The organism is Kitasatospora sp. SUK 42 (assembly GCF_015776785.2).
Lineage (GTDB): Bacteria > Actinomycetota > Actinomycetes > Streptomycetales > Streptomycetaceae > Kitasatospora.
On sequence record NZ_LFMD02000005.1, the window covers coordinates 152982 to 177002 of the forward strand.

21 protein-coding genes are annotated in these 24021 nt (G+C 74.4%); 8 read left to right on the plus strand and 13 right to left on the minus strand.

From position 1 onward, the window contains the following. The first annotated feature begins 63 nt into the window (after window positions 1-63). Complete coding sequence (locus RZ50_RS19365) at window positions 64-1536, plus strand: alpha/beta fold hydrolase (RefSeq protein WP_217680664.1); 1473 nt, start codon at window positions 64-66, stop codon at window positions 1534-1536. A 139-nt stretch (window positions 1537-1675) separates the two neighbouring features. On the opposite strand, the gene RZ50_RS19370 is transcribed toward RZ50_RS19365, so the two are convergent. Continuing rightward, window positions 1676-2089: a helix-turn-helix domain-containing protein gene (locus RZ50_RS19370; RefSeq protein ID WP_196950956.1), complete on the minus strand. Its 414-nt coding sequence runs from the start codon at window positions 2087-2089 to the stop codon at window positions 1676-1678. 75 nt (window positions 2090-2164) lie between these two features. Here RZ50_RS19370 and RZ50_RS19375 point away from each other — a divergent pair, with 75 nt between their 5' ends. Continuing rightward, window positions 2165-3085 (plus strand): NADP-dependent oxidoreductase, encoded by a 921-nt coding sequence (locus tag RZ50_RS19375; protein WP_196950955.1) that lies wholly within the window; start codon window positions 2165-2167, stop codon window positions 3083-3085. Between the two features lie 166 nt (window positions 3086-3251). Here RZ50_RS19375 and RZ50_RS19380 read toward each other — a convergent pair whose 3' ends face one another. Continuing rightward, entirely contained in the window at window positions 3252-4289 is a 1038-nt protein-coding gene (locus RZ50_RS19380; RefSeq protein WP_196950979.1) for an aldo/keto reductase, read from the minus strand. A 183-nt stretch (window positions 4290-4472) separates the two neighbouring features. Between RZ50_RS19380 and RZ50_RS19385 the strand changes: the two genes are divergently transcribed. Further along, window positions 4473-5102, plus strand: coding sequence for a TetR/AcrR family transcriptional regulator (locus RZ50_RS19385; RefSeq protein WP_196950954.1), 630 nt, complete (start codon window positions 4473-4475; stop codon window positions 5100-5102). A 95-nt stretch (window positions 5103-5197) separates the two neighbouring features. Here RZ50_RS19385 and RZ50_RS29925 read toward each other — a convergent pair whose 3' ends face one another. Next, window positions 5198-6280: a TerD family protein gene (locus tag RZ50_RS29925; RefSeq protein WP_196950953.1), complete on the minus strand. Its 1083-nt coding sequence runs from the start codon at window positions 6278-6280 to the stop codon at window positions 5198-5200. A gap of 93 nt (window positions 6281-6373) precedes the next feature. Beyond that, complete coding sequence (locus tag RZ50_RS19395; RefSeq protein ID WP_308271872.1) at window positions 6374-7567, minus strand: cytochrome P450; 1194 nt, start codon at window positions 7565-7567, stop codon at window positions 6374-6376. 69 nt (window positions 7568-7636) lie between these two features. Between RZ50_RS19395 and RZ50_RS19400 the strand changes: the two genes are divergently transcribed. Both RZ50_RS19400 and RZ50_RS19405 read left to right on the plus strand, forming a co-directional pair. Then, window positions 7637-8932, plus strand: a complete 1296-nt coding sequence (locus RZ50_RS19400) for a pyroglutamyl peptidase (protein ID WP_196950952.1) — start codon at window positions 7637-7639, stop codon at window positions 8930-8932. Window positions 8933-9203: 271 nt separating this feature from the next. Beyond that, complete coding sequence (locus RZ50_RS19405; RefSeq protein WP_196950951.1) at window positions 9204-10280, plus strand: restriction endonuclease; 1077 nt, start codon at window positions 9204-9206, stop codon at window positions 10278-10280. A 119-nt stretch (window positions 10281-10399) separates the two neighbouring features. Here the strand turns inward: RZ50_RS19405 and RZ50_RS19410 are convergent, their stop codons facing one another. The 4 genes from RZ50_RS19410 to RZ50_RS19425 form a co-directional block, all read right to left on the minus strand. Next, window positions 10400-12286, minus strand: a complete 1887-nt coding sequence (locus RZ50_RS19410; protein ID WP_196950950.1) for a CocE/NonD family hydrolase — start codon at window positions 12284-12286, stop codon at window positions 10400-10402. A gap of 26 nt (window positions 12287-12312) precedes the next feature. Beyond that, window positions 12313-12612, minus strand: coding sequence for a cupin domain-containing protein (locus tag RZ50_RS19415; protein ID WP_196950949.1), 300 nt, complete (start codon window positions 12610-12612; stop codon window positions 12313-12315). Window positions 12613-12903: 291 nt separating this feature from the next. Next, a complete protein-coding gene (locus tag RZ50_RS19420) occupies window positions 12904-13635 on the minus strand; it encodes a Mut7-C RNAse domain-containing protein (RefSeq protein WP_196950948.1) in 732 nt (243 codons plus the stop codon). A 65-nt stretch (window positions 13636-13700) separates the two neighbouring features. After that, window positions 13701-14966 carry an MFS transporter gene (locus RZ50_RS19425; RefSeq protein ID WP_308271874.1) on the minus strand — a complete coding sequence of 422 codons (1266 nt, stop codon included), beginning with the start codon at window positions 14964-14966 and terminating at the stop codon, window positions 13701-13703. A gap of 127 nt (window positions 14967-15093) precedes the next feature. Between RZ50_RS19425 and RZ50_RS19430 the strand changes: the two genes are divergently transcribed. From RZ50_RS19430 to RZ50_RS19440, 3 genes are all read left to right on the plus strand, one after another. Further along, window positions 15094-17694, plus strand: a complete 2601-nt coding sequence (locus RZ50_RS19430; RefSeq protein ID WP_308271876.1) for a molybdopterin cofactor-binding domain-containing protein — start codon at window positions 15094-15096, stop codon at window positions 17692-17694. 62 nt (window positions 17695-17756) lie between these two features. After that, window positions 17757-18218 carry a (2Fe-2S)-binding protein gene (locus RZ50_RS19435; RefSeq protein ID WP_196952235.1) on the plus strand — a complete coding sequence of 154 codons (462 nt, stop codon included), beginning with the start codon at window positions 17757-17759 and terminating at the stop codon, window positions 18216-18218. Between the two features lie 156 nt (window positions 18219-18374). After that, window positions 18375-19514: an alpha/beta hydrolase gene (locus RZ50_RS19440; protein WP_196952234.1), complete on the plus strand. Its 1140-nt coding sequence runs from the start codon at window positions 18375-18377 to the stop codon at window positions 19512-19514. 25 nt (window positions 19515-19539) lie between these two features. Here the strand turns inward: RZ50_RS19440 and RZ50_RS19445 are convergent, their stop codons facing one another. The 5 genes from RZ50_RS19445 to RZ50_RS19465 form a co-directional block, all read right to left on the minus strand. After that, a complete protein-coding gene (locus tag RZ50_RS19445; RefSeq protein ID WP_196952233.1) occupies window positions 19540-20145 on the minus strand; it encodes a TIGR03086 family metal-binding protein in 606 nt (201 codons plus the stop codon). A gap of 93 nt (window positions 20146-20238) precedes the next feature. Beyond that, window positions 20239-20994, minus strand: coding sequence for an SDR family NAD(P)-dependent oxidoreductase (locus RZ50_RS19450; protein WP_196952232.1), 756 nt, complete (start codon window positions 20992-20994; stop codon window positions 20239-20241). A gap of 143 nt (window positions 20995-21137) precedes the next feature. Beyond that, window positions 21138-21821 (minus strand): trans-aconitate 2-methyltransferase, encoded by a 684-nt coding sequence (locus tag RZ50_RS19455; RefSeq protein WP_196952231.1) that lies wholly within the window; start codon window positions 21819-21821, stop codon window positions 21138-21140. A gap of 182 nt (window positions 21822-22003) precedes the next feature. Beyond that, window positions 22004-22765, minus strand: a complete 762-nt coding sequence (locus RZ50_RS19460) for a transglycosylase family protein (protein WP_196952230.1) — start codon at window positions 22763-22765, stop codon at window positions 22004-22006. Window positions 22766-23318: 553 nt separating this feature from the next. Beyond that, complete coding sequence (locus tag RZ50_RS19465; protein WP_196952229.1) at window positions 23319-23987, minus strand: response regulator transcription factor; 669 nt, start codon at window positions 23985-23987, stop codon at window positions 23319-23321. Window positions 23988-24021 lie beyond the last annotated feature (34 nt).

Genomic DNA, 24021 nt, shown 5'->3' on the forward strand with positions numbered 1-24021 from the left:
GCACCGATCATGACGGACCATCAGCCGTCCTACCGTCGCGGCATGATTGGAATCCTGCGCCGTATGACCGTGACCGGTGCCGCGCTGCTGTCGGCCGCGCTCGCGCTGGGCGCCGCGGCCCCGCCCGCCGTCGGGGCCCCCGCCGCCCCGGCCAACGCACTCGCCTGGGGTACCTGCCCGACGCCGACCCCGAACGCCAACGGCGTCCCGTACCCGCGCGATCCGCGCGAGCAGTGCGCGAGCCTGCGCGTGCCACGTGACTACCAGCACCCGGGCCGGGGCAGCATCACGCTGGAGATCTCGCGGATCCGCACCGCCGACCCCGCACACCGGCGCGGCGACCTGGTCGTGGTGCCGGGCGGACCGGGCGGTTCGGGCCTGGACTACCCGGGACAGATGGCCTCGGTGCTGCCGTCCGCCGTGTTGCGCTCCTACGACCTGATCGGCTTCGACGAGCGCGGGGTGGGCAACAGTACGCCGGTGCGGTGCGATCTGCCCGCCACCGAGCGCGCCGCCGAGCTCAACTACCCCTTCCCGGCCCCCGACGGGTCGATCACCGCCAACCTGGCCCACGCCCGCACGATCGCGGACGACTGCGCGGCCGCGAGCGGCTCCTACCTGGCGGACATCAGCACCGCGAACTCGGCACGGGACCTGGACCGGATCCGGGCCGCGCTCGGCGACCCCACGATCTCCTACCTGGGCAACTCGTACGCCACCTACCTCGGGCAGGTCTACGCGAGCCTCTTCCCCACCCGTGCCGACCACATCGTCCTGGACAGCACGGTGGCCCCGGGTGGCATGCGGGAGGGCATCGGCCTCTTCAGCGAGGGCGCGGCTGACACCTTCCCTGCGCTGGCCTCCTACCTGGCCGCCCGTGACGACGCGCTGCACCTCGGCGCCACCCCCGCCGCCGTACGCGCCACCTACCTCCGCCTCACGGCCGAACTCGACCGGTCACCGCTGCCCCTCGGCGACGGTCGGACCCTCACCGGGAACGCCCTGCGCGCCCTCACCTACTCCTCGCTGACCCATCCGAGTTACTACCCGCTGGCGGCCCTCGGCTGGCAGCTGGCCGCCACCCGGACCACCACTCCCCCGGGCGGCCACTCGGGCTCCGCTCTGCCGAGGGTGATTCCGGACAACTTCATCGCCGCACAGGACGCCGTGGTCTGCAACGACTCGGCCTGGCCACGCGACCCGGCGTACTACGCGGCCCGCACCGCCGCCGACCGCGAGCGCTACCCGCTCACCAACGGCATGTCCGGCAACGTCTGGCCGTGCGCGTTCTGGCACTACCGCCCGTCCGAGCCCCCGGTCCGCCCCAACCCGGACGGACCGCGCGACATCCTGATCCTGCAGAACCTCCAGGACCCCGACACCCCGTACTCCGGCGCCCGGCAAGCCCTGCACGCCTTCGGCCACCGGGCCGCCATGGTCACGATCGACGCGGCCGGACACGGCGTGGACTTCACCGACCCCCGCGTCAGCGCCCCGTTCACCACCTTCATGCTCACCGGCCGGCTACCCGCCTGACCGGGCTCCGTCGGCCGCACGGGCTTCCGCCGCCGCGCGGCCGACGGGCCTTCAGGGCTCGTGGCACCACACCCACGGCCTCGACCGACGCCGTTCGAGTCCTGGAACCCCCCTCAGCCGGCAGCGAGCCACGCGCACGCTACTCGCAAGCCGCGGCAGCGCCCCGGTCGTAGTCCCCACGGGCGGCCTGGACCTCCTCGATGTGGCACTCGGCCCACGCCTTGATCGACGCCATCACCGGCAGCAGGCTGCGGCCCAGCGGAGTGAGCTCGTAGTCCACTCGGACCGGCACCGACGGGGTCACCGTGCGGGTGAGCAGGCCGTCGCGCTCCAGGGCGCGCAGCGTCTGGGTGAGCATCTTCTGACTGACCCCGGCGATGATCCGGTTCAGGTCGCGGTACCGCAGCGGCTCGTCGGCCAGCGCGTTCAGCACCAGGCTCACCCACTTGTCGCTGATCCGGTCCAGCAGCTGCCGGGCCGGGCAGGTGGCGAGGTAGGCGTCGTAGGCGGCGCGCTCGTCGGTGCGGCGCTGGGCGGCGGTGCGGGTGGCCATGGCACTCCCAGGTCGGGTAGGCACTCCGAAGTGCGTACTTCCCAGCGGAGAGTAACACCCCATAGGTTCGTGCGCATGAAAGCTGTGATCATACGTTCCTTCGGTGGCCCGGACGTCCTTGAGGTGGCGGAGGTTCCGGTGCCGGAACCGGGTTCCGGCCAGGTCCGGATCCGGGTCGCCGCCGCGGCTGTCAACCCGGTGGACGTCCAGACCCGTGCCGGCAGGCTGACGGCGGGTGGCCTGCTCCCCGAGCGGGAGGTCATCGGCATCGGCTGGGATGTCGCCGGCACCGTCGATGCGCTCGGCCCCGGGGTCGCCGGCTTCCGACCCGGCGACGCGGTGATCGGGTTGTCCGACCGGCTGGCGCTGCCGCTCAAGACGCAGGCCGAGTACGTGGTGCTGGATGCGGGCGCGGTCGCCGCGGTGCCGGCCGGCACCGATCCGGTGGCGGCCGCGACCCTGCCCCTGGGCGGGCTCACCGCTGCTCAGGCACTCGACATCGCCGGGGCCGAGCCCGGCGACACGCTGCTGGTCACCGGGGCGGCGGGGGCCGTGGGCGGCTACACGGTCCAGCTCGCCGCACTGGCCGGTCTTCGGGTGGTCGCGGTCGCGGACACCGGCGACGAGGAGTTGGTGCGCGAACTCGGCGCGGAGTTCTTCGTGCCGCGGACCGCGGACCTGCCCGCCGCGGTACGCGACCTGGTGCCCGGTGGCGTGCGCGCCGCGGTCGACGCGGCGTCCGTGGGCGTGCTCGCGCTGGACGCGGTGCGCGGCGGAGGTTCACTGGTCAGCGTGCTGGGCAACGGGCCGACGCCGCTGCGCGGCACCCGGGTGGACAACGTGTGGGTCCGCGCGGACGGCCCCCGCCTCGCCGACTTGGCCGCCGCCGGGCTGCGTCCGCGGATCGCCGACGTCCTGCCGCTGGACGAAGTCGCCGAGGCGCACCGCAGGCTCGCGGCGGGTGGGCTGCGCGGTCGCCTGGTCCTGGTGCCTTGATGTGAGGATCACCCCCGATGCGGGTCAGGCCGTGCCCACCGGCTGAAGGAGCACTCGGGCTCTCCGTGGCAGCCACTGAGGAAGGCTCTGCCGGCCGGGAGATCGGTGCGGCGGCTCGGCGTGACCCCGCGTACGCCGCCGCACCCCGGCCCGTGGACGTGCGGGGTCAGCCGGCGATCGGCGGGTTGAGCCGGGCGAAGCCCTCCTGGCGGCGGTACGGGAAGTACGGGTACGGCGCGGTGCGGGCGCTGGCGGCGTCCAGCCGGGCCACCTGCTTCTCCGTCAGCGACCAGCCGACCGCGCCGAGGTTCTGCCGCAGCTGCTCCTCGTTGCGGGCGCCGATGATGACCGAGGAGACGGTCGGACGGCGCAGCAGCCAGTTGATCGCCACCTGCGGGATCGTGCGGCCGGTCTCGGCGGCGACCTCGTCGAGCGCGTCGACCACCCGGTACAGCAGCTCGTCCTCGACCGGCGGGCCGTAGTCGGCGGTGTCGTGCAGGCGGCTGCCGGTCGGGAGCGGCCGTCCGCGCCGGATCCGGCCGGTGAGGCGGCCCCAGCCGAGCGGGCTCCACACCAGGGCGCCGACGCCCTCCTCCCGGGCGAGCGGCATCAGCTCCCACTCGTAGTCGCGGCCGACCAGGGAGTAGTAGACCTGGTGGGCGGCGTAGCGGGGGCGGCCGTGGCGGTCGGCGAGGGCGAGGGACTTCATCAGCTGCCAGCCGGAGAAGTTGGAGACGCCGGTGTAGCGGATCTTGCCCGCGCGGACGAGGTCCTCCAGGGTGGCCAGCACCTCCTCGATCGGGGTGCCGGCGTCGTAGGCGTGCAGTTGGAAGAGGTCCAGGTGGTCGGTGTCGAGGCGGCGCAGCGCGTCCTCCACCGAGCGGATGAGCCGGGCGCGGGAGGTGCCGGCGTCCTGCGGGCCGTCGCCGGTCGGCAGGCCGGCCTTGGTGGAGATGAGCACCTGGTCGCGGCGGCCGCGGATCGCCTGGCCGAGCACCTCCTCGGAGGCGCCGTCGGAGTAGACGTCGGCGGTGTCGAAGAGGGTGACCCCGGCGTCGATGGCGATGTCGAGCAGGCGGCGGGCCTCCTGGACGTCGGTGGTGCCCCAGGCGCCGAACAGCGGGCCGCGGCCGCCGAAGGTGCCGGTGCCGAGGCTGAGGGCGGGGACCATGAGTCCGGACGCCCCGAGTCGGCGGTACTCCATGCCGGATTCCGAGATGCCGGATCCCGGGATGCCGGATCCCGCGCCGGACTCCAGGCCGGTGGAACTCACATCGGTGGTTGCCATGACAGTACTCCCCTCGAAGTCCCTAATGGGACTCTCGTTCCGTTAGGATGCCTTCAAGCTAGCACGCTCCATCCACCTAATGGAACAGGAATCCCGTTAATGACCGCCGAGCCCGCCGACCCGTCCACCCCCGGCACCGTCCGCCCCGGCGGCCGGACCGCCCGGGTCCGCGCCGCCGTCCTGCGGGCCGCCGAGGACGCCCTGGTCGAGCACGGCTTCAGCGGCCTCGACCTCGCCGACCTCGCCCAGCGCGCCGAGGTCGGCCGCACCACCGTCTACCGCCGCTGGGGCAGCACCACCGCCCTGGTCGCCGACCTGCTGACGGACATGGCCGAGCAGTCCCTGCCGCGCGCCCGCAGCGGCTCGCTCACCGAGGACCTGCGGGCCAACGCGCGGCTGGTCCAGCGCACCCTGGCCGACCCCCGGCAGGGTGCGCTGTTCCGCGCGGTGCTCGTGGCGGCCAACGGCGACCCCGGTACGGCCGAGGCCCTCCAGCACTTCTACCGCCGCCGGGTCGAGGAGTGGGCGCCGTGCGTCACCGAGGCCGTCGAGCGCGGCGAACTCCCGCCGGACACCGACGAGTTCGAGGTCGTCCGGGCCGTCTCGGCGCCGCTCTACTACCGGATGCTCACCACCGCCGAGCCGCTGGACGAGGCCGCCGCCGACCGCGCCGCGACCGCCGCCGAGGCCGCCGCCCGCGCCGGGGCGTACCGGCGGCGGAACGGCTGACCCCGCCCGGGGAACGCCGACGGCCGTACGGCGCGAGCGCGCCGTACGGCCGTCAGGGGTCGGAGCGGGACCGCTCCGAGAGGTTGTCCCAGGGTTTAGAAGAAGCCGTCGTCGTCGCTCTCGTAGTAGTTGTTCACGACCACCTCGGGCCCGTCGTCGCTCAGGGCCTCGTTGAGCAGCACGCCGCCGACCAGACCGGCCGCACCCGCGCCGATCATCGCGCCGGTGCCGAAGCGGCGCCCGCCCTGCTCCGGCTGTCCGGGTGCCTGCGGGTGGCCCTGCTGGACCGGCTGCGGGTACCCGGCCTGCGGGTAGCCGGGCTGCGCGTAGCCGGCCTGGGGGTAGCCCTGCGGCGGGGTGTAGAACGGCGGGACGGTGGTCTGCACCCGCTGGGCGCAGGCGGCGCAGGTCTCCACCTGGCGCGGCACGCCCCACTGCGGCTGCCACAGCACGGCGGTCGAACCGGGGCCGTGCGAGGGGTCGAAGAAACACGTCACGGGCGAACTCCCTGGTACTGGCTGGGTCTTCGGAACGGGCGGCGCGACCGGCGGCGGCACCGCGGGCACGGCGGGGGCGGACACCGGGGCCGGCACCGGGGCGGGCGCGGCGGCGGGCGCGGGCTGCAGGACGTCCACACCGAAGTCGGTGGCGATACCCGCGAGCCCGGAGGCGTACCCCTGCCCGACGGCACGGAACTTCCAGTCCGCGCCGTGCCGGTAGAGCTCGCCGAACACCATCGCCGTCTCGCTGCCCGCCTCCGGCGCCACGTCGTAGCGGGCCACCTCGCCGCCGCCGTCCGCGTCGACGAGACGGATGTACGCGCCCCGGACCTGCCCGAAGCTCTGGCGCCGCTGCGCCGCGTCGTAGATCGCCACCGGGAAGACGATCCGCTCCACGTCGGCGGAGACGTCCGCGAGCCGGACGTCGATCCGCTCGCGGTCCTCGCCGCCGCCGTTGCCGCCCTGGTGGCGGACCGAACCGTCCGGGCTCTGCAGGTTGTTGAAGAAGACGAAGTGCTGGTCCGTCAGGACCTTCCCGGAGGCGCCGCAGAGCAGCGCGCTGGCGTCCAGGTCGTACCCGGCTCCGGCCGTCCAGCCGAGGCAGACCCGCACCGTCCGCAGCCCGGGGGCCTGCCGGCTCAGGGAGACGTTGCCGCCCTTGGTCAGGGCCACACTCATGGGGGTTCCTCCACCACCGTCCGATTCACGCTGTTCGACCACGACAACGCTGTAGAGATCGCGCCGGTTCCCGCCGCGCCGGCCGGTACCGGATCAGTACCGGACCGGGAGTTCCAGCAGGCCGCGGGCCCGCATGGTGGGCCGGTGGCGCAGCCGCTCGACCGGCGCGTCCAGGGCGAGGTCGGGGAAGCGGCGCAGCAGTGCGCCCAGGGCGAGCTCCGTCTCCATCCGGGCCAGCGGGGCGCCGAGGCAGTAGTGGATGCCGTGGCCGAGGGCGAGGTGGCCGTTCTCGCGGCGGCGCAGGTCGAGCCGGTCGGGGTCGGCGAACTGCTCCGGGTCGCGGTTGGCGGAGGCGAGCGAGAGCAGCACGGTCTCCCCCGCCGGGACGGTGGTGCCGCCGATCTCGACGTCCTCGCGCGGGAAGCGGCGGATCGCCAGCGGTGCGGGCCCGTCGAAGCGGGCGAACTCCTCGACGGCGCCCGCGATCAGCTCCGGCTCGGCGCGCAGGGCGGCGAGCTGCTCGGGGTGGGTGAGCAGGGCGAGGACGGCGTTGGCGATCAGGTGGACGGTGTTCTCGTAGCCGGCGAAGAGGATGAGGAAGGCGAGCGAGGTCAGTTCGTCCTCGCCGAGACGGTCGCCGCCGCCCTCCTCGTCCCGGACCGCGATCAGGTCGGAGAGCAGGTCGTCGGCCGGGTCGGTGCGCTTGCGCTCGATCAGGCCGGTGAAGAAGCCGAGCATCGCCTTGACGGCGGCGCGGGCCTGCTCGGGCCGGGCCGGGTCCGGGGTGATCAGGGAGTCGGTCCAGGTGCGGAAGTCGAGGCGGTCGCCCTCGGGGACGCCGAGCAGGTCGCAGATGACGGTGATCGGCAGCGGCGCCGCGTAGCTCGCGAGCAGGTCGGCGCGGCCCAGGGGCTCGATGGTGTCGAGGAGCCGCTCGGCGACGCGCTCGATCGGCGTGCGCAGGGCGGCGACCCGGCGCGGGGTGAACGCCCGGGAGACCAGCCGGCGGATCCGGGTGTGGTCCGGCGGGTCCATGTTGAGCAGGTTGGCGTCCAGCGCGGGCGGCAGCGAGAAGCCCCGGTAGTTGCCGGGCGCGGCGTGCGCCCTGTCGAGGGCGAGCCGCGGGTCCGCGAGGGCCTGGCGGACGTCCTGGTAGCGGGTCACCAGCCAGACGGGCAGCCCGTCCGGGCCGACGACCCGGTGGACGGGGGCCTCGGCGCGCAGCTTGACGTAGGCGCCGTAGGGGTCGGCGATCAGGGACTTCACGGTCGGGTCGAGGGCGGTCACCCGCTCAGCCTACGGGTACGAAACAGGCACCCTGGCGGTGCGTCAGCCCGCGATCTATTGTCAGGTCACATGACACGCCTTCGCCGCGCCGCCGGACGCGCCACCGGACGCGTAACCGGACGGGCCGCCGCCGTGGCCACCGCCCTCGCCGGCACGCTCTCCGCCCTGCTCGCCCCGGCCGCCGCCCACGCCGCGCCGGCCGGCTGCCGGACCGTCACCACCGCGGCCCTGGACGCCGAACAGGCCCGTCTCCAGGACACCCGGACGGCCGCCTTCACCGAGCGCTCCGGCCTCGACGACCTGCTCCGCGGCTTCCCCGCCGCCCTGTGCGCCGCCCGCAACGCCAACCGGGCCGAGCGGGTGGTGGACGCGTGGGGCCGGGCGCTCTGGCAGGCCGGCGTCGACCGCGCCCAGGGCCGGCGCCCGCACGGCGAGCTGCCCGCCCTCGACGACCGCCCGCTGTACTGGACCAGGCTCGCCATGACCGTCCAACTGGCCCGCTGGGAGCCCCGGTTCGACGTCGACCGCGCCGGGCTGAGGGCCCGCTTCGAGGACGCCTCGCGCGGCCTGGACGACGGCTTCGGCAACGCCCGCCAGGTGCGGCGGATCTTCGTCAGCGGCTTCGACCCGTACGGTCTGGACAGCGAGCCGCGCCGCGCCAACCCCGCCGGCGCGGCCGTCCTGCAACTGCACGGGCAGCGGATCACCCTGGCCGACGGCAGCACCGCCGAGGTGCGGGCCGTCGTCCTGCCGGTGCGCTACGGCGACTTCGACGACGGCATCGTGGAACGCGCCTTCGGACCGCACCTGCGGCCCGGTCGGCAGTCCGCCGACCTGATCACCAGCATCAGCCAGGGCTACCCCGGCAAGTTCACCCTGGAGGCCTGGGCCGGGCGCGCCCGCTCCGCCGACCCGGCCACCGACAACGTGCGCGCGCTCTCCGGCGGCACCACGCGGCACCCGGTCGACGCCCCCGGCCTGGCGGACGGGCCCCAGTTCATCCGCACCACACTGCCCACCGACGCCATGACCGCCGTCCAGCAGCCCTACCCCGTCCTGCTCAACACCCCCGTCACCGAGATCCCCGCGGGCGCCACCGAGCCCGTCGTCCGCCCGGACGGCCCCACCCCCGGCTCCCGCGCGGTCGCCGGGGGCGGCGGCGGATACCTCTCCAACGAGGTCGCCTACCGCTCCAACCGCCTGCGCCTCGACCTCGCCCCCGAACTCCCCGGCGGGCACCTGCACACCCCCGTGCTCACCGGCCTCCCGGCGCAGCAGGACCAGGTCACCTCGCCGGAGTTCGAGAACAACGAGGCCGCGATCTCCGGCGAGGTCCGGGCGATCATCGGCAGCGCCACGCTCTGATCGCTTCGGCTCGCTGCGCCGTACGGCCGGGGGCCTGGCCGTGGCACCGGCCGAACGCCACCCCGACCCGGATGGGCGGCTACACCGCCCGAAGACAGGCCCCCGGCCCGCACGCGCCGTGACGCACCCCGGCCGACCGACCCGTCGGCCCCGTCGCGGACACCGATCGTGCGCGGGCCACCCATCGGTTCCGCGAGGTCGATGACGGCGGGACGCCTCCTCCCCTACCGTGGCGCCTGTAACAATCCGTCACCTGCAAGGGGGGCACTCCATGTCCCGGAGCCGGAAGCTCCACCGCCTCGGAAATCCCGACGCCGACGAACGCCGCGCCCAGCGCGTGCTGTTCCGCCATCTGCGCGACGACACCAACGCCGATCGCGGCCGGATGGCGAAGCGCGTCCGCGAGCTCCAGGTCCTGCTGGCGATGGACCCGGTCGAGTTCGAGCAGCTCATAGCCCGGTTGATGGAGGCGATGGGCATGAAGGTCGAGCTCGCCCCCCGGTCGTGGAACGGCGGGGTGGACGCCCGCGGGATCGACCCGGACCCGTTCCGCGGCGGGAACGTGATCGTGCGGGTGAAGCGCCACCGGGACACGGTGGCGCCCTCGACCGTACGGGAGCTGTACGGCACGCTGCGGCACGACGAGGTCGCGACGAGGGCCGTACTCATCACCACCAGCAGGTTCGGCCCGAGCTCGCACCAGTTCGCCTCGGGCAAGCCGATCACCCTGATCAACGGCGCCGAGCTGGTCGGGCTGCTCAAGCACCACGGCTTCCACGAGGTGTTCGCGGCCGCCCAGGACGAGACCTCCGCCGGGGCCGACGGCCTGGACGACCTGCCGCCGATCGAGGTCGCCGCCGAGCCCTCGCGGCTGCTCCTGCACTGGACGGGCGAGGAGGAGTACGACATCGCCGCCCTGGTCTGCCGGGGGAACACCGCACTGTCGGACGACCACCTGGTGTTCTACAACAACGGCTCGACGCCGGACGGTTCGGTGCGGCTGGTGACCGGCTACGGGGACGCGAACGCCTGCCTGATGGTCGACTTCGACGCACTGCCCGCCGAGGTCGACCGGCTCGTCATCGTCGCCGCGGCCGACACCGAGAACCACCCGAAGGCCACCATGGGCGGGTTCGCCGGACCGGCCCTGATCCTTGAGGCCGGTGCCGGACAGGACGCGGCCGTCGTGCACCTGGCGGACGGCGCGGACACCAACACGGCCATGCGGCTGGGCCGGTTCGACCGCGACGCCTCGGGGGACTGGGAGTTCACCCCGGCCCTCGCCGGGTACCCGGGCGGGCTGCGTCAGGCCGTCGTCGCCTACGGCCTGGAGGTCGAGGACGCGTAGCCCGGGTGCCCGGCACCCGGCCCCCGCCCGCGGACTCGTCGCGGGCGGGGGCCCCTTCACTTCGGGTATCGGGGCAGGACGGGTGTCGGGGCGCCACTGCCACCGGCCGGCCTCCGGCCTCAGCCCACCACCGGCAGCTCCAGTGCCGAGGCGCGCCCGCCGCCGTAGCCGATCCGGTAGCTCGCCTGCCCGTCGGCCGGGAGGAGCTGGAAGGAGTCGGGGTTGGCGGCGGCGACGCTGAGGCGGATCCGGTCGCCCGCGCGGAACAGCACCGAGACCGGCTGGAGGTCGATCACCACCCGCTGGGCGCGCCCCTGCGGGAGGGGCTCGGCGTCGGCGGCCGCGTAGGTGCGCGGGGTGCGCAGCCGGCGCCAGTCGGGATTGTCGCCACGATCGGACACCGCCCGGTCCGCGACAGCGAGTTGACCCTCCGTCAGATAGGTGACCCTGCCGTCGGGGGCGACGTCCTCCAGGTAGACGTGCAGGGCGCCCTCGGCCGAGCCGGCCAGGCCGGTCACGTCCAGGGTGACCTTGCCGTTGCCGGTGACCCTCGTGTCCTCGGTCAGCGGGGCGGTGGTGTAGCCGAGCAGTTTGGCGTCCACGGCGGCGCGGTCGGGGTAACTGACCTTGCCCCCGTTGAGGTTGGTGTTCCAGCGGTCGAACTCGCCGGTGCCGGCGGTCGGGTCGAGGCGCAGCAGGTCGGAGCCGGAGCGCAGGCCCTCCTCCTCGGAGCGGCGGCCGTCGAGGGTGTTGCCCTGGCCGAGGTAGAGCCGCCGGGTGTGGGTGCCGGGCACCGGCCAGCGGGTGGTGGTGCGCCAGACGCCCTCGTTGAAGGTGTAGTAGTGCACCTGCCGCCGGCCGTCGGGGCGGGCGCCGTCGCGTACGTAGCGGTCGAAGAACGCGAAGGTGCGCTGGTCGAGTTGGTCGTGTTCGGCCTCGGTGAGCGGGCGGGCCGGCTGGAACGGGTCGGCGAACCAGCCGGAGCCGTGGTTCCAGGGGCCGATCCAGTCGTCCTGGGTGTTGGACAGGCCGGTGAACTGGGAGAGCACGCCGTTGGAGGTGCCCGCGTCGAGCCAGCCGGCCCGGGTCAGCACCGGCACCCCGCCGTCCTCGATGGCGTCGGTCTTCTCGCCGACGCTGCCGACCGTCCAGCTCTTCGGGCCGTCCTGGTAGTCGCGGTGGACGCCGGTGTGCGCCATCTCGACCAGGTTGGCGTTGTTCGCGTGCTCGGCGCGCGCGGCGGTCAGCAGGGCCGGTCCGTCCGGGCCGTCGACCGGCCTCGGGGTCAGGCCGATCAGTCCGGTGTGCTCGCAGACCTGCCTGGTCGCCTCGTCGGTGTCGCAGGTGGTGCCGCCGGCCTGGTCGAGGATGCGCAGCAGCAGCGCGTACGGGGCGAGCCGGGGCTCGATGAGCAGTCCGCCGGGGCGCACCAGGTCCTCGTACGGGTCGAAGTCGTACGAGAGGGGGGCGGCGGCCGCGATGTGGTGGTTGCCCAGGGCGGTGGCCAGCATGGCGGTGTCGCCGCCGTAGGAGATGCCGGTGGTGCCGACCCGGCCGTTGGACCAGGGCTGGGCGGCGATCCAGTCGCTGAGCGAGCCGCTGTCGGCGATCGCGTCGGCGCCCAGTTCGGAGGTCAGGGTGCCGAAGGAGGCGCCGGTGCCGCGCAGGTCGGCGGCGACGTAGGCGTAGCCGCGGGCGTTCCACAGCTCGGCGGTGCCGTTGGTGCCACCCGGCTTGCCGGGCTGGACCCGGGCGCGCCAGTAGCGCTGGGTGACCAGGACGGTGGGCAGCTTGGCGCCGGGTTCGGTGCCCGGCGGCAGGTAGACGTCGACGGCGAGGCGGACGCCGTCGGGCATGGTGACGTAGCGCGACTGGAGGTGCGGTTCGGCGGCGGCCGCGGGTGCGGCCGCGGACGGGGCCGTGGCCAGGCCCAGCAGGGTGAGCGCCGACAGGGCCGCCGCCGAGGCGCGGCGCAGCGTCCGCCTGTCGGCCCTCCCCCGGCTCATCCTCCCCCGGCTCATCGTTCCCCGGCTCATCGGACGGTCGCCTTCCAGGGGCCGTCCTCTGACCGCGCCTCGGTGTCCGTCCCCGGCCAGGGTGGCAGGGTGACGGCCGCTATGCGCAGCGGTCCGTCGCCGTCCGGGTCGGAGCGGAACTGGAAGGCGGTGCCGAGCGGGATCGAGACGGCCGTCCCGGGCGCGAGCCGGACCGTCTCCTCCCGGTCGCCCTGGCGCCGCCACAGCTCGCCGCCGCCCGCGGTGACCTGCCACAACTCCTGCACGGTGGCGTGCGACACCGCGCGCGTGACCTCCCCGGGGTCCAGCTCGAACACGGCGAGGCTTCCTTGCCCCTCCAGTACCAGTAGCGGGTGGACCCTGGCCCCGTCCGGGGCGGTCACCGCGGGTGTGTCACCGATCTCGGTGGTCCGGAAGGGTTGCTGTACCGGCTGACTGCTCATCCGACGACCCGGCCTCTCTCCTCGGCGTGGAGTTCCTGGGCTCGTCCCCCACCGCCGATCAGACCACGGTCGCACCGGGGCCCGCCATACGCCCCGACGCGTACCCGACCCCGAGACGGCCCCTAGACACCTCCGGGCGACTACCCCGGGACACCCCCGGGCGGGCTACCCCGGGACGCCCCCGAACTCGCGCACGGCGTCGGTGACGATGGCGTCCAGCCGGGCGTGGTGGGCGCCGCGCCAGTAGGCCTGTCCGCACTCGGTGCACTGGGCGAAGGCGTCGTAGGAGCGCTCGGTGCCGTCCCGCAGTTGCTCGCGCACCGAGGTCTTGGTCACGGTGCGCAGCGTCCCGTTGCAGGTGGTGCAGCGGGTCCAGGGGGCGAGCGGCGGGGCGAAGCGGGAGAGCACGTCGCGCAGTTGCTCGGCGGGGCGGTGGCTGTAGACGTACGCGCCGGCCCACAGTTCGCGGCGGCGCAGCAGGCCGCGGTCGCGGGAAAGCATGACGCGCTGCTCGGCGGCGGAGCGGGCGGCCAGCGCGGCGTCGCCGATGTCGGGGTTCTCGTAGGCGGCGTCGACGCCGAGCAGGCGCAGGCGGCGGGCGAGGGTGCCGAGGTGGACGTCCAGCAGGAAGCGCGGCGGGGCGAGCGAGGGCTGCGGCCGGGCGACGGCCTCGATGGTGACGTGGTCGGCGTCGACCGGGACGTACCCGTCGGGCACCGGCCGTCCGTCCACCAGCAGGGCGCCGACCTCGGTGAGGGGCACGCCCAGCGACTCGACCACGTGGCCGAGGGTGGAGGTGCCGTCGGTGCGCAGCGCGGTGCGGCCGGCCCGCCGGGGCGCGGAGACGAAGAGGTGCAGCTCAGGGGCGAAGTCGAGCGAGATCTGGGGTCGGTCCACGCGGCCAGCATGCCAGCGGGCGGCGGGCGGGGGCCACCGCTTTCCGGCCAGGGGGTCGCCCCGGCTCAGCGCGGGACGGCGATCGCCGGGACGGGGCCCGGGTGGCGGCCGGCCGCCGCCCAACGGGCCACCGGGCCCATCGCGTGCCCGGCGGCGAGGAACAGGGCCCCGAGGAGCAGCCAGCCCGCGAGCCCGCCGTCCAGCAGCAGCGCGGTGAGCAGCAGCGGGCCCAGGGTGCGGGCGACGGCCACGCCGGTGGTGAAGAAGCCCTGGTACTGGCCGATCCGCTCCGGCGGCGCGAGGTCGAATCCGAGCTGCCAGGAGCCGGCCGACTGCCGCATCTCCCCGGCCACCTGTAGCCCGGCCGCGGCCACCAGCAGGGCGCCGACCGTCCAGACCGGCACGTCCAGGGCCGACAGTCCGCAGACCGCGCAGGAGGCGAGCAGCAGCACCCCGGCCGAGCGGACGGCGCGCACCGCCGAGTCGAGCCCGGTGACGCCGCGGGCCGTACGGACCTGGAAGGCCAGCACCGCGAGGGTGTTGAGCACGAACAGCGCCGATCCGAGCCAGCCGAGCCCGGGGGCCCGTTCGGCGATCCACAGCGGGAGGATCAGGCTGAGCAGCGGCATCCGGAGCAGCAGCACGGTGTTGACGGCGGTGACGGCGGCGTAGCGCCGGTCCCGCAGCACGGCCAGGCGCGGGCCGTCGCCCGGCCCCGACGGCCCCGACGGCGCGGGCGGGACTTCGGGCAGCCGCCGTAGGAGCAGCGCGCCGGCCAGGAAGCCGAGCCCGGTGACGGCGAAGGCGCCGAGGTAGCCGGCGCGGGTGCCGAGGGTGAGTGCGACACCGCCGATGGCGGCTCCAACGGCCAGTCCGCCGTTGAGGGTTGACTGGAGGTGGGCGAGCAGCCCGGTTCGCTCGGCGGGCGGGACGAGGCCCGCGACCAGCGCCTGCCGGGCGGCGGTGAGCCCGGACTGCGCGGTGGCGAAGAGGCACATCGCGAGCATGAACGGCCAGGAGGAGCGGATCACCAGGAAGGCGGCGACCACGCCCGCCGCGCCGAGCGCGAGCGCGACCGCCGTACGGCGCGGGCCCCGGCGGTCGGCGAGGTGGCCGAGCGGGACGCCGGCGAGCGAACCGAGCGCCCAGGCCACGGCGAGGCCGGCTCCGAGGGCGGTCACCGACATGCCGACGACACGGGTGAAGTAGAGCGCGGAGGTGGTGTAGTACGCGCCGTCGCCCACGGCGCTCGCCAACTGGGCGGCGGCGAGGGTCCGCTGGGGTCCGGGGGGCGGCAGTGCGGCAGATCGGGCGGTGCGGTGGTTCGGCACGTCTCTCCTGTCGGGTGGCCGGTGGCTCGGGAGCCACGCTAGGAGGCGAATGGACCACCCGACAGGTCCAGTGATCTCGCGTTTTCCTGGGCCATTTCGAAGCATCCACTGCACCCCTGGACGACCGGTGAACTGCCGTACGGGGAAGGGCTTCCGTTCACTCCCCGCACTCCCGCCCCACGGGCCCGGCCCCGCCCGCGCCGCCGAAGCGCCGTCCGTACCCGCTCCGAGTCCGGCGCCCGAAGCGGATGGAACACCTCCACCACCCGACCGGGGGGCCAAGATTGACCGTGTTGATCCGTCAGTAACACCCTCCTATGCTCAACGGCGTTCGCGATCCGGCACCGGGCCGGGGCCGCCACGCCCACCCGATCCGGCGCCGCCACCGGCTCGAAGGGTTCCTCCCATCAGCACCTCCACCGCCGCCTCGGACTCCACCGGCCACCAGGGCGACACCGGACACCCCGGCGACGCCGACCACTCCGCCGACACCGACCGCTCCGCCGACACCACCGGGCCCACCGGCCGCCGCCGCTTCCTCACCTACCTGCTGGCCGCCCCGACCCTCACCGTCGCCGCCCGGCTCGGCCTCGACGCCGCCGCGCCCGCCTCCGCCCAGGCGGCGGTCCGCGCCGCCGAGGCGGCCCGGACCGCCGCCGCCCCCGCACAGTTGCTCGGCCTGCCGGGGATCCCGGACATCATCGACCTCGGCGACGCGATGATCCTCGCCGGGCTGCCCACCTCGCACCTGCTGGTCCTCGAAATCACCCCCGCCGGGCGTGCCGCGCTGTACCTGCCCCGGCTGGAGGTCGGCCAGGGCCTCACCACGGCGATCGCCATGCTGGTCGCCGAGGAGCTCGACGCCCGCCTCACCGACGTGGACGTGCCGCTCTCCGACGGCCGCCCTGAGCTGCTCTTCAACCAGCTGACCGGCGGCTCCAACTCGGTGCGCTCGCTGTACGACCCGGTGCGCGCCGCGGCCGCCGCCGCGCGCGCCCGGCTGGTGACCGCCGCCGCCACCCGCTGGAACGTTCCCGCGAACAGCCTGCGCACCGCCGACTCCGCCGTCCTCGCCCCCGACGGCCGCAGCCTCGGCTACGGCGAACTCGCCGCCGCGGCCGCCGCGGTGGTCGTGCCCGCCGTCCCGGGCAAACCCAAGTCGCCCGACCAGCTGCGCCTGGTGGGCAGACCGACCGGTCGGATCGACGCCCGCGACATCGTCACCGGCCGCGTCAAGTACGCCGGGGACCTCCAGATCCCGAGCGCCGTCCCCACCGTCGTCGCCCGACCGACCACCATCAACGGCACCCTCAAGTCGGTGGACGCCTCCGTCGCCCGCACCATGCCCGGGGTGTACGCCGTGGTGCAGATCCCCAGCGGCGTTGCCGTCCTCGCCGAGACCTTCGACCAGGCGATCAAGGCCCGCGACGCGCTGCGCACCACCTGGAACCCCGGCCCGGTCGCGAACCTGTCCACGGGCGACATCCAGGCCCGGTTGCGCGCCGCGCACGCCCCCTTCCTGCTGCCGCCGCTGCTCACCGAGTACCTGGACGGCGAGTTCGACTTCGCCTTCGTCAACCACGCCCCGATGGAGGTGCTCACCGCCGTCGCCGACGTGCGGCCGAACCGCGCCGAACTGTGGTTCGCCGCGCAGAGCCCGATCATCGCCCAGCAGACCATCGCCGCCGAACTCGGTCTGCCGCAGAGCGCCGTCACCGTCCACGTCGTGCGCGGCGGCGGCTCCTTCGGCCGCCGGCTGTTCTTCGACGCCGCCCTGGAGGCCGCCCAGATCTCCAAGGCCGCCGGCCGCCCGGTCAAGCTCATGTGGACCCGCAACGACGACATGCGCCACGGCCGGATGCGCCCCGCCAGCCACCACCGGATCCGCGCCACCTACGGCCTCGGCCAGGTGCTCACCTGGGAGCACCGCGCCGCCACCGTGAAGACCGACCTCGGGCACGGCCTCGGCGAGGCGCTCACCGGGGCCGGGTTCAACCTCTCACTGGCCGGGCTCAGCCTCGCCCAGGCCTTCTTCCTGCTCACCGAGAAGAACCCGTACAACGTCGGCATCCCCACCCAGCTGCTCGCCGAGCTTCCGCTGGACGTGCACACCGGCAGCTGGCGCTCGGTCTACTCGGGCATGGTCCGGGTCGCCGACGAGATCATGATGGACGAGCTCGCCCGCCGAATGGGCCAGGACGAGGTCGCCTTCCGCCGCGCCCGGCTGCGCGACGCCGCCGGGCAGGCCGTCCTGGACACCGTCGCCAGGGCCGGCGGCTGGGGCCGGCCGATGCCGCCGGGCCAGGCCCAGGGCGTCGGCTACCACGACGAGAACGGCGGCCGGGTCGCCTACCTGGTCGAACTGGACGCCTCCGACCGGGCCAACCCCCGGGTCACCAGGGCGGTTGCCGCCGCCGACGTCGGCCGGGCCATCAACCCCCGTGGCCTGGAGGCCCAGTTGACCGGCGCGCTGATCGACGGCATCTCGGTCATCCTCCAGGCCGGCAACCACATCGACAACGGCGCGGTGCGGGAGGGCAGTTACGCCGACTTCCTGTACGCCCGGCAGCGGAACACCCCGCCGTCGGTCGAGATCCACATCCTGCCGCCGAGCGGAGCACCGGGCGGCGCGGGCGAGTTGGGCGTCCCGGCCGCCTCGGCCGCCGTCGCCAACGCCTACGCCCGCGCGACCGGCACCAGCCCGCGCTCCTTCCCCATCCACTTCTGACATCCACAAGAGCACCCCCGCACCCCCGACCGACCCACCAGAGCCGAGGACGTCAACTCCCCATGCCCACGCACACCTTCGTCCTCAACGGGCGGTCCGTCACCGTCGAGGCCCCGGACGACATGCCGCTGCTCTGGGTGCTGCGCGACAAGCTCGGCGTCACCGGCCCCAAGTACGGCTGCGGCGTCGGCGTCTGCCGCGCCTGCACCAGCCACCTGGACGGCCAGGAGTTCCAGCCCTGCACCCGGGCCGTCAAGGACTGCGAAGGCCACACCGTCACCACCATCGAGGGCCTGGCCGACGGCGACACCCTGCACCCGGTGCAGGAGGCCTGGATCGACTGCGACGTCGCCCAGTGCGGCTTCTGCCAGCCGGGCCAGATCATGACGGCCGTCGCCCTGCTGCGCCGCACGCCCAACCCGACGGACGCGGACATCGACCAGATCCAGAACATCTGCCGCTGCGGCAGCTACCCGCGCATCCGCGAGGCGATCAAGCGCGCGGCGGCCCGGCAGGCACCCTGACGCAGACACCCTGACGCGGGCGCCCTGGCACGAGTGTCGAGCGACGGCCCGGCAGACGCTCCGACCACGACCGCACGCGAACGGCACCCTGGCGCCACCGGTACGGACCATTTAGGGTGGCCGGACCTCAACCACCTTGCCGACAAAGGACGATGGATGATCAGGCGCCGCTCTCTGCTCACCCTCGCGAGCCTCGGCGGGGCCGCCGCCCTGCTGCCCGCCGCACCCGCCCAGGCCGCCCCGCCACGCACCATCGACCTGCCCGCGCCGACCGTCGGGCGGCCGGTCGGCACCACGACCCTGCACCTGATCGACCACGACCGCCTCGACCCGTTCGCCCCCACCCCCGGCCCGCGCGAGCTGATGGTGCAGCTCTGGTACCCGGCGCTCGCCGCCGCCGGGAGGCCCCGCGCGCCCTACACCACGCCTCGGGTCGCGGCCGTGATCGAGCAGGCCCTGTCGGTGGACCCGGGCACCCTCACCCTGGTCCGCCCCACCGCGCGCGTCGACGCCCCCGCCCACCCGGGCCCGCTCCCGCTGCTGCTGCTCGGGCACGGCCGCAAGGGCGGGCGCAGCAACTGCACCGCGCTGGCCGAGGAGTTGGCCGCGCACGGCTACCTGGTCGCGGCCGTGGACCACACCTACGACGCCGCCGCCGTCGAGTTCCCCGACGGCCGGCTGGTGCGCAGCGTCCTCCTGGAGGAGCCACCGGACCGGGACACCGCCGAACGGAAGGAGGTCGCCACCCGGGTCGGCGATCTCGCCTTCGTCACCACGTACCTGACGAGCCGCCACTCGGACTTCCGCGTGGACGAGTCGCGGATCGGCGCGCTCGGCCACTCCCTGGGCGGCGCCGCGGCCGCCGAGGCGCTGCGCCAGGACGCGCGCCTGCGCATCGGCGCCGACCTCGACGGCGGACTGTTCGGCTCCCCCGTCCCGGAGCTCGGCCTGGACCGGCCGTTCCTGCTGCTCACCGGCTTCCCCGACCACGACACCTGGCAGCGCTGGCGCGAGCACCACCACGCCTGGGGCCGCCAACTGCACACCGCCGGCGCCGGCCACTACAGTTTCACCGACCTGCCGCACGTCGCCGCCTCCGGCCACCTGCGCGACCACCTCCCCGCCGACCTCTACGCCGCCCTGATCGGCACCATCACCGCCGACCGGGCCACCGAGGTCACCCGCACCTACGTCCGCGCCTTCGCCGACCGCTTCCTGCGCGACCGCCCCGCCCCGCTCCTCGACGGGCCGTCCCCGCGCTTCCCCGAGGTCGAGTTCCTCTGGAGCCGCGGCTGAGGCGCGTCTTGCGGATCTTGTCGGATCAGCCCGTGGCGCCGGCCTGCGGGTCCCGGCCGAAGAACGCGGCCAGGCGGTCGTAGGGCGGGGCGTCGGCCGGGGCGGGGACCTCGGGGCCGAAGGCGTGGTGGTCCGCCTCCCCGCCGCGGTACTCCGGTTTGAGGGCGCCGCGGGCCCAGTCGAGGGCGGTGAGCGCGACCTCGTGGTCCAGGCCGCCGGTGGACTGGGCGGAGGCATGGGCCAAGTCCCAGGCGTGGACGGCGAATTCGGCGATCTGCTGATCCACCGGGAAGCGGGCCGGGAGGGGGCCCGCGCCGGGGACGTCGAGAGTGCCGGAGAGGTCGCCGGCCGCGCGCCAGGCCTCGACGAGCCGCTCCGACCCGGCCTCGAAGGCGTGCAGCCAGTCCTCCTCCACCCGCTCGAAGGGCTGCGACCAGTCCGGCCGGCCGCCGCGCGCCCGGACGGTGAACTGCCGCAGGTCGAACAGGAGATGGCTGATCAGGTCGCCGACGTCCCAGGAGCGGCAGGGGGTCGGGTGCCCGGCCAGCTCGACACCGATGCCGTCGATCAGCCCTGCGGTCTGCGCGAGGGCGCGGGCGAGCAGGTCGATCGGGTCGTCCGCTGCGGTCATGGCACACCTCTCGGTCGGGGAGCACGGGTCGTGCCGGGCGATCGTAAGCGCGGCCGCCGACGGCCGCCCGGCACGACACCGCGCCCCCGGGTCTCAGACCGCGAACCCGCCGTCCACCGACAGCTCCGCGCCCGTGACGTTCCGGCCGCCCTCGCCGGCCAGGTACGAGACGGCGGCCGCGACGTCCTCCACCGCGCCGTAGCGTCCGAGCGCGATGAAGCCGCGCTGGAGGTCGGCGGACTCGCCGTCGCTCGGGTTCATGTCGGTGTCGATCGGCCCCGGGTGCACCAGGTTGGCGGTGATCCCGCGCGGGCCGAGCTCCCGGGCCAGCCCCTTGGTCAGGCCGATCAGCGCGGCCTTGCTGGTCGCGTAGAGCGTGGCGCCGGGGAAGGCGACGCGCTGGGCGATGCAGCTGCCGATGTTCACGATCCGTCCGCCCTCGGTCAGGTGCGACGCGGCGGCCTGCGCGTAGAGCAGGGGCGCGCGGACGTTCACCTCCAGCACTCGGTCGACCTCGTCGAGCGGGGCCTCCTCGATCGGCCCGGCGGCGCCGACGCCCGCGTTGTTCACCAGGATGTCCAGCCGTCCGAACCGCTCGGCGACGGCCGCCACCGCGGCGCGCACCGCCTCCGGGTCGGCGCTGTCCGCGCGGACGGCCCAGCCGTTGCGCCCCATCGCGGTGATCTTCGCGACCACCGCCTCGGCCCGCTCGGCCGAGCCCTGGTAGGTCAGCGCCACGTCGGCGCCGTCCTCGGCCAGCCGCAGCGCTACCGCCGCACCGATCCCCCGGCTGCCGCCGGTCACCAGGGCCACCTTGCCGTCGAGCGCCGCCGCACCGTTCATCGTCATGGCTGAAGATCTCCTCGTTCCGGATGTTTCGATCGCGGCCCGATCGGGGTTCCGATCAGTGCTCCGCTCTCGGACACGAGTCGATCCTGATCCAGGGGGCTTGACATCTCCGGCGGTATTCAGACGTCGCGTTCAACTTTCAACTACAACCCCGCGCGCCCCCGGTAGTACGAACCGACCGCCGGCTGTCCGGTGTAGTTCGGTCCGGCCGCCGGGTCGGCGCCGGCGTACTCGAAGGGCAGCTCGACCGGCCGCCCGCCGTCCAGGAGCAGCAGGTGCCGGCGCGCGCGGTACTCGAACCCGGCCGCCCGCAGCGCCGCCACCACGGCGCGCGCCGCACCGGACCCGTCGGGCCGGCGCACCGAGTCCGGGTCGAAGTGCGCGGCGAAGCGCCCGTCCGGGGCCAGCCAGGAGGCGGCCCGGGCGATCACGCCGAGCTGGTCGCCGAGGTAGTGCAGCCCGTGCACACAGGTGATCAGGTCGTACGACCGCTGCGGCGCCCAGTCCGCGAGCGCCGCCGTGACCAGCCGGAGGTTCCCCGGAACGGCCGCGGCCGGTGGCGGGGCGAGCGGCCCGACCAGGTCGACGCCGGTCAGCTCGGCCGCCGCGGGCAGCAGCCGCGCGGCCTCCGCAAGCGCCCGCCCCTCCCCGCTGCACAGGTCCAGCCAGCCGGGCGCCGCGCCGCGCTCCCGCAGCCAGCCGGCGGGATCGAAGCCGAGCTCCCGGGCGTAGCTGTTGACTCCGCTGAGACCGCGTTCGCGGTTCATGGTGCGGTTGGCCACCACGGAGGAGGCGGTGAGCTCGCTGTCGCTGATCAGTCGGACCATCGGCCGACCCTACCGGCGCCGGTGGCGGGCCGACGCACCGGGCCGAGCGGCCGCCCCTGGGTCGGGGGGCGGCCGCTCGGCCGGGGTTGCGAGGCTGCGCCGGAGGCCGCGTCGGAGGACGCGTCGGAGGACGCGTCGGGGACGTGCCAGGCGCAGCGTCAGGGGCTACGGCAGGGACCGCGTCAGACGGTCAGGGTCTGGCCCGGGTAGATCAGGTCCGGGTCGCCGCCGATGGTGCGCGCGTTCTTCTGGTAGAGGCCGTCGGTGCTGGTACCGAACTTGGCCGCGATGCCGCTGAGGGTGTCACCGCTCTTGACGGTGTAGCCGCCGCCGGCGGTGTTCTTCGGCGCGACCGGCGCCGACTGGGCCGGCTTGGCCGACGGCTGGCCCTTCGACGCCTGCGGCGCCTTCGGAGCCTGCGCCTTCGCCTTGGGCGCGGCCTGCTGGGTGCTCTTCGCCGCGGGCTTCGCAGCGGGCTTCGCGGCCCGCTTGGACGTCGCGGCCGAGCCGGAGTCCGCGGTGGTGTCGGGGGCCGCCGGGGCGCCGCCCCTGCTCAGGCCCGCCTTCTGGGAGCAGACGGGCCAGGCGCCCGGCCCCTGCGAGGCGAGCACCTTCTCGGCGACGGCGATCTGCTGCGCCTTGGTCGCCTGGTTGGCCTGGGAGGCGTACGCGGTCCCGCCGTACGCGGCCCAGGTGGACGGGGTGAACTGCAGTCCGCCGTGGAAACCGTTTCCGGTGCTGATGCTCCAGTTCCCGCCGCTCTCGCACTGGGCGACGGAGTCCCAGGCGGAGGTGGTCGCGGCGGAGGCCGAGGTGGCCGTGACGAGGCCGGCCACCGGCAGGGCCGCGACAGCGGCGCCGGCGACGACCGCCATCCGCACGCGGTTGCGCTTGGTGGCGGTGGAGGTGGTGGTGGCAGCGGCGGTCTCGTGACGGGGATTCATACAGGTCCTCTCGACAAGCCCCGGGCGGGCAGGCGGAACCAGGCCCGGGACATGGGCCGGCCGTCGCACTCACCGCACTCGATGGGCGGCCGGACACGTGTCGGACGTGCCGTGCCGCCCCGGTCACCTCCGCTCGCCGACGGCCTGTTCGAGCCGGTCTCGTCGGCGGGCACCGCCCTCGCGCCGGGGGTCAGTCGGCGGGCCGTGCGTCGGGGTGGACCCGGGTGGCGCTCGTTGCGCCGCCAATGAAGCTAGGGGCATGACGGAGCCTCAGCAAGCGATTCTTGGTCGCCGCAGGTCAGATGACTGTTACCGGCGGTATCGATCAAGAACGTGCGCCCGATATGACCGCATTTGACCACATTTTCTAGATCAAATGATCAATCTTCGTGCTTGCGCTCACACCTATCCATCCGTGAAGCGCCGCACACCATCCACACACCGCGACCACTTCCTGACGCACCGTCACCATCGCAACCGGAGTTCCCGATTCCGTGCGGCCGCCAAGTGGGATCCACCACACCCGGCACCCTCCGCGACCGCGTGATCGCGCTCAGTCGCGCCCGTCGAGCTCCGCGTCCCGCGCCAGCAGGGCCGCCTGCACCCGGTTCTCGCAGCCCAGCTTGGCCAGGATCCGGCTGACGTACGTCTTCACGGTCGCCTCGCTCATGTGGATCCGCGCCCCCGCGTCCGCGTTCGACAGACCCTCACCGAGCAGCGCCAGCACCTCCAGCTCGCGCGCGGTGAGCACCTCCAGCCGGCGCCGGGCCGCGGCGCTGCGGGCGGCCGCCGAGGGGCCGCGCCCGGCGGCCAGCGAGTCGACGATGTGCCGGGTGGCGGCCGGGGAGAGGAAGGCGTTCCCGCTGGCCGCCGCCCGTACGGCCTGGATCAGCTCGTTCGGCGCGGTGTCCTTGAGCAGGAATCCGGCGCCGCCATCGGTCACGGCGCGCAGGACGTTCTCGCGCTCCCCGAAGGTGGTGAGGATGATCGCCCGTGCGCCGGGCGCGACCCTCGCCAGCTCCCCGAGCGCCGTCAGCCCGTCCATCACCGGCATCTGAATGTCCAGCAGCACCACGTCCACCCGGTGCGCCCGGGCCAGCTCCAGCGCCTCCCGGCCGTCGGCGGCCTCGGCGACCACCTCGATGTCGTCGGCCGAGCCCAGGATCATCCTGATCCCGGCCCGGATGAGCGGCTCGTCGTCGGCGACGAGGACTCGGATCACTGCTGGTCATTCCCCTCGAACGGCAGGTCGGCTG

What these genes read in the sequence shown, in the direction of transcription:
- RZ50_RS19455 (WP_196952231.1), bottom strand. Translation starts at nt 21,821, where the DNA reads ATGGTCCGACTGATCAGCGACAGCGAGCTCACCGCCTCCTCCGTGGTG.
- RZ50_RS19450 (WP_196952232.1), bottom strand. Translation starts at nt 20,994, where the DNA reads ATGACGATGAACGGTGCGGCGGCGCTCGACGGCAAGGTGGCCCTGGTG.
- RZ50_RS19410 (WP_196950950.1), bottom strand. Translation starts at nt 12,286, where the DNA reads ATGAGCCGGGGGAGGGCCGACAGGCGGACGCTGCGCCGCGCCTCGGCG.
- RZ50_RS19365 (WP_217680664.1), top strand. Translation starts at nt 64, where the DNA reads ATGACCGTGACCGGTGCCGCGCTGCTGTCGGCCGCGCTCGCGCTGGGC.
- RZ50_RS19375 (WP_196950955.1), top strand. Translation starts at nt 2,165, where the DNA reads ATGAAAGCTGTGATCATACGTTCCTTCGGTGGCCCGGACGTCCTTGAG.
- RZ50_RS19405 (WP_196950951.1), top strand. Translation starts at nt 9,204, where the DNA reads ATGTCCCGGAGCCGGAAGCTCCACCGCCTCGGAAATCCCGACGCCGAC.
- RZ50_RS19385 (WP_196950954.1), top strand. Translation starts at nt 4,473, where the DNA reads ATGACCGCCGAGCCCGCCGACCCGTCCACCCCCGGCACCGTCCGCCCC.
- RZ50_RS19460 (WP_196952230.1), bottom strand. Translation starts at nt 22,765, where the DNA reads ATGAATCCCCGTCACGAGACCGCCGCTGCCACCACCACCTCCACCGCC.
- RZ50_RS19400 (WP_196950952.1), top strand. Translation starts at nt 7,637, where the DNA reads ATGACACGCCTTCGCCGCGCCGCCGGACGCGCCACCGGACGCGTAACC.
- RZ50_RS19440 (WP_196952234.1), top strand. Translation starts at nt 18,375, where the DNA reads ATGATCAGGCGCCGCTCTCTGCTCACCCTCGCGAGCCTCGGCGGGGCC.
- RZ50_RS19435 (WP_196952235.1), top strand. Translation starts at nt 17,757, where the DNA reads ATGCCCACGCACACCTTCGTCCTCAACGGGCGGTCCGTCACCGTCGAG.
- RZ50_RS19370 (WP_196950956.1), bottom strand. Translation starts at nt 2,089, where the DNA reads ATGGCCACCCGCACCGCCGCCCAGCGCCGCACCGACGAGCGCGCCGCC.
- RZ50_RS19445 (WP_196952233.1), bottom strand. Translation starts at nt 20,145, where the DNA reads ATGACCGCAGCGGACGACCCGATCGACCTGCTCGCCCGCGCCCTCGCG.
- RZ50_RS29925 (WP_196950953.1), bottom strand. Translation starts at nt 6,280, where the DNA reads ATGAGTGTGGCCCTGACCAAGGGCGGCAACGTCTCCCTGAGCCGGCAG.
- RZ50_RS19380 (WP_196950979.1), bottom strand. Translation starts at nt 4,289, where the DNA reads ATGGAGTACCGCCGACTCGGGGCGTCCGGACTCATGGTCCCCGCCCTC.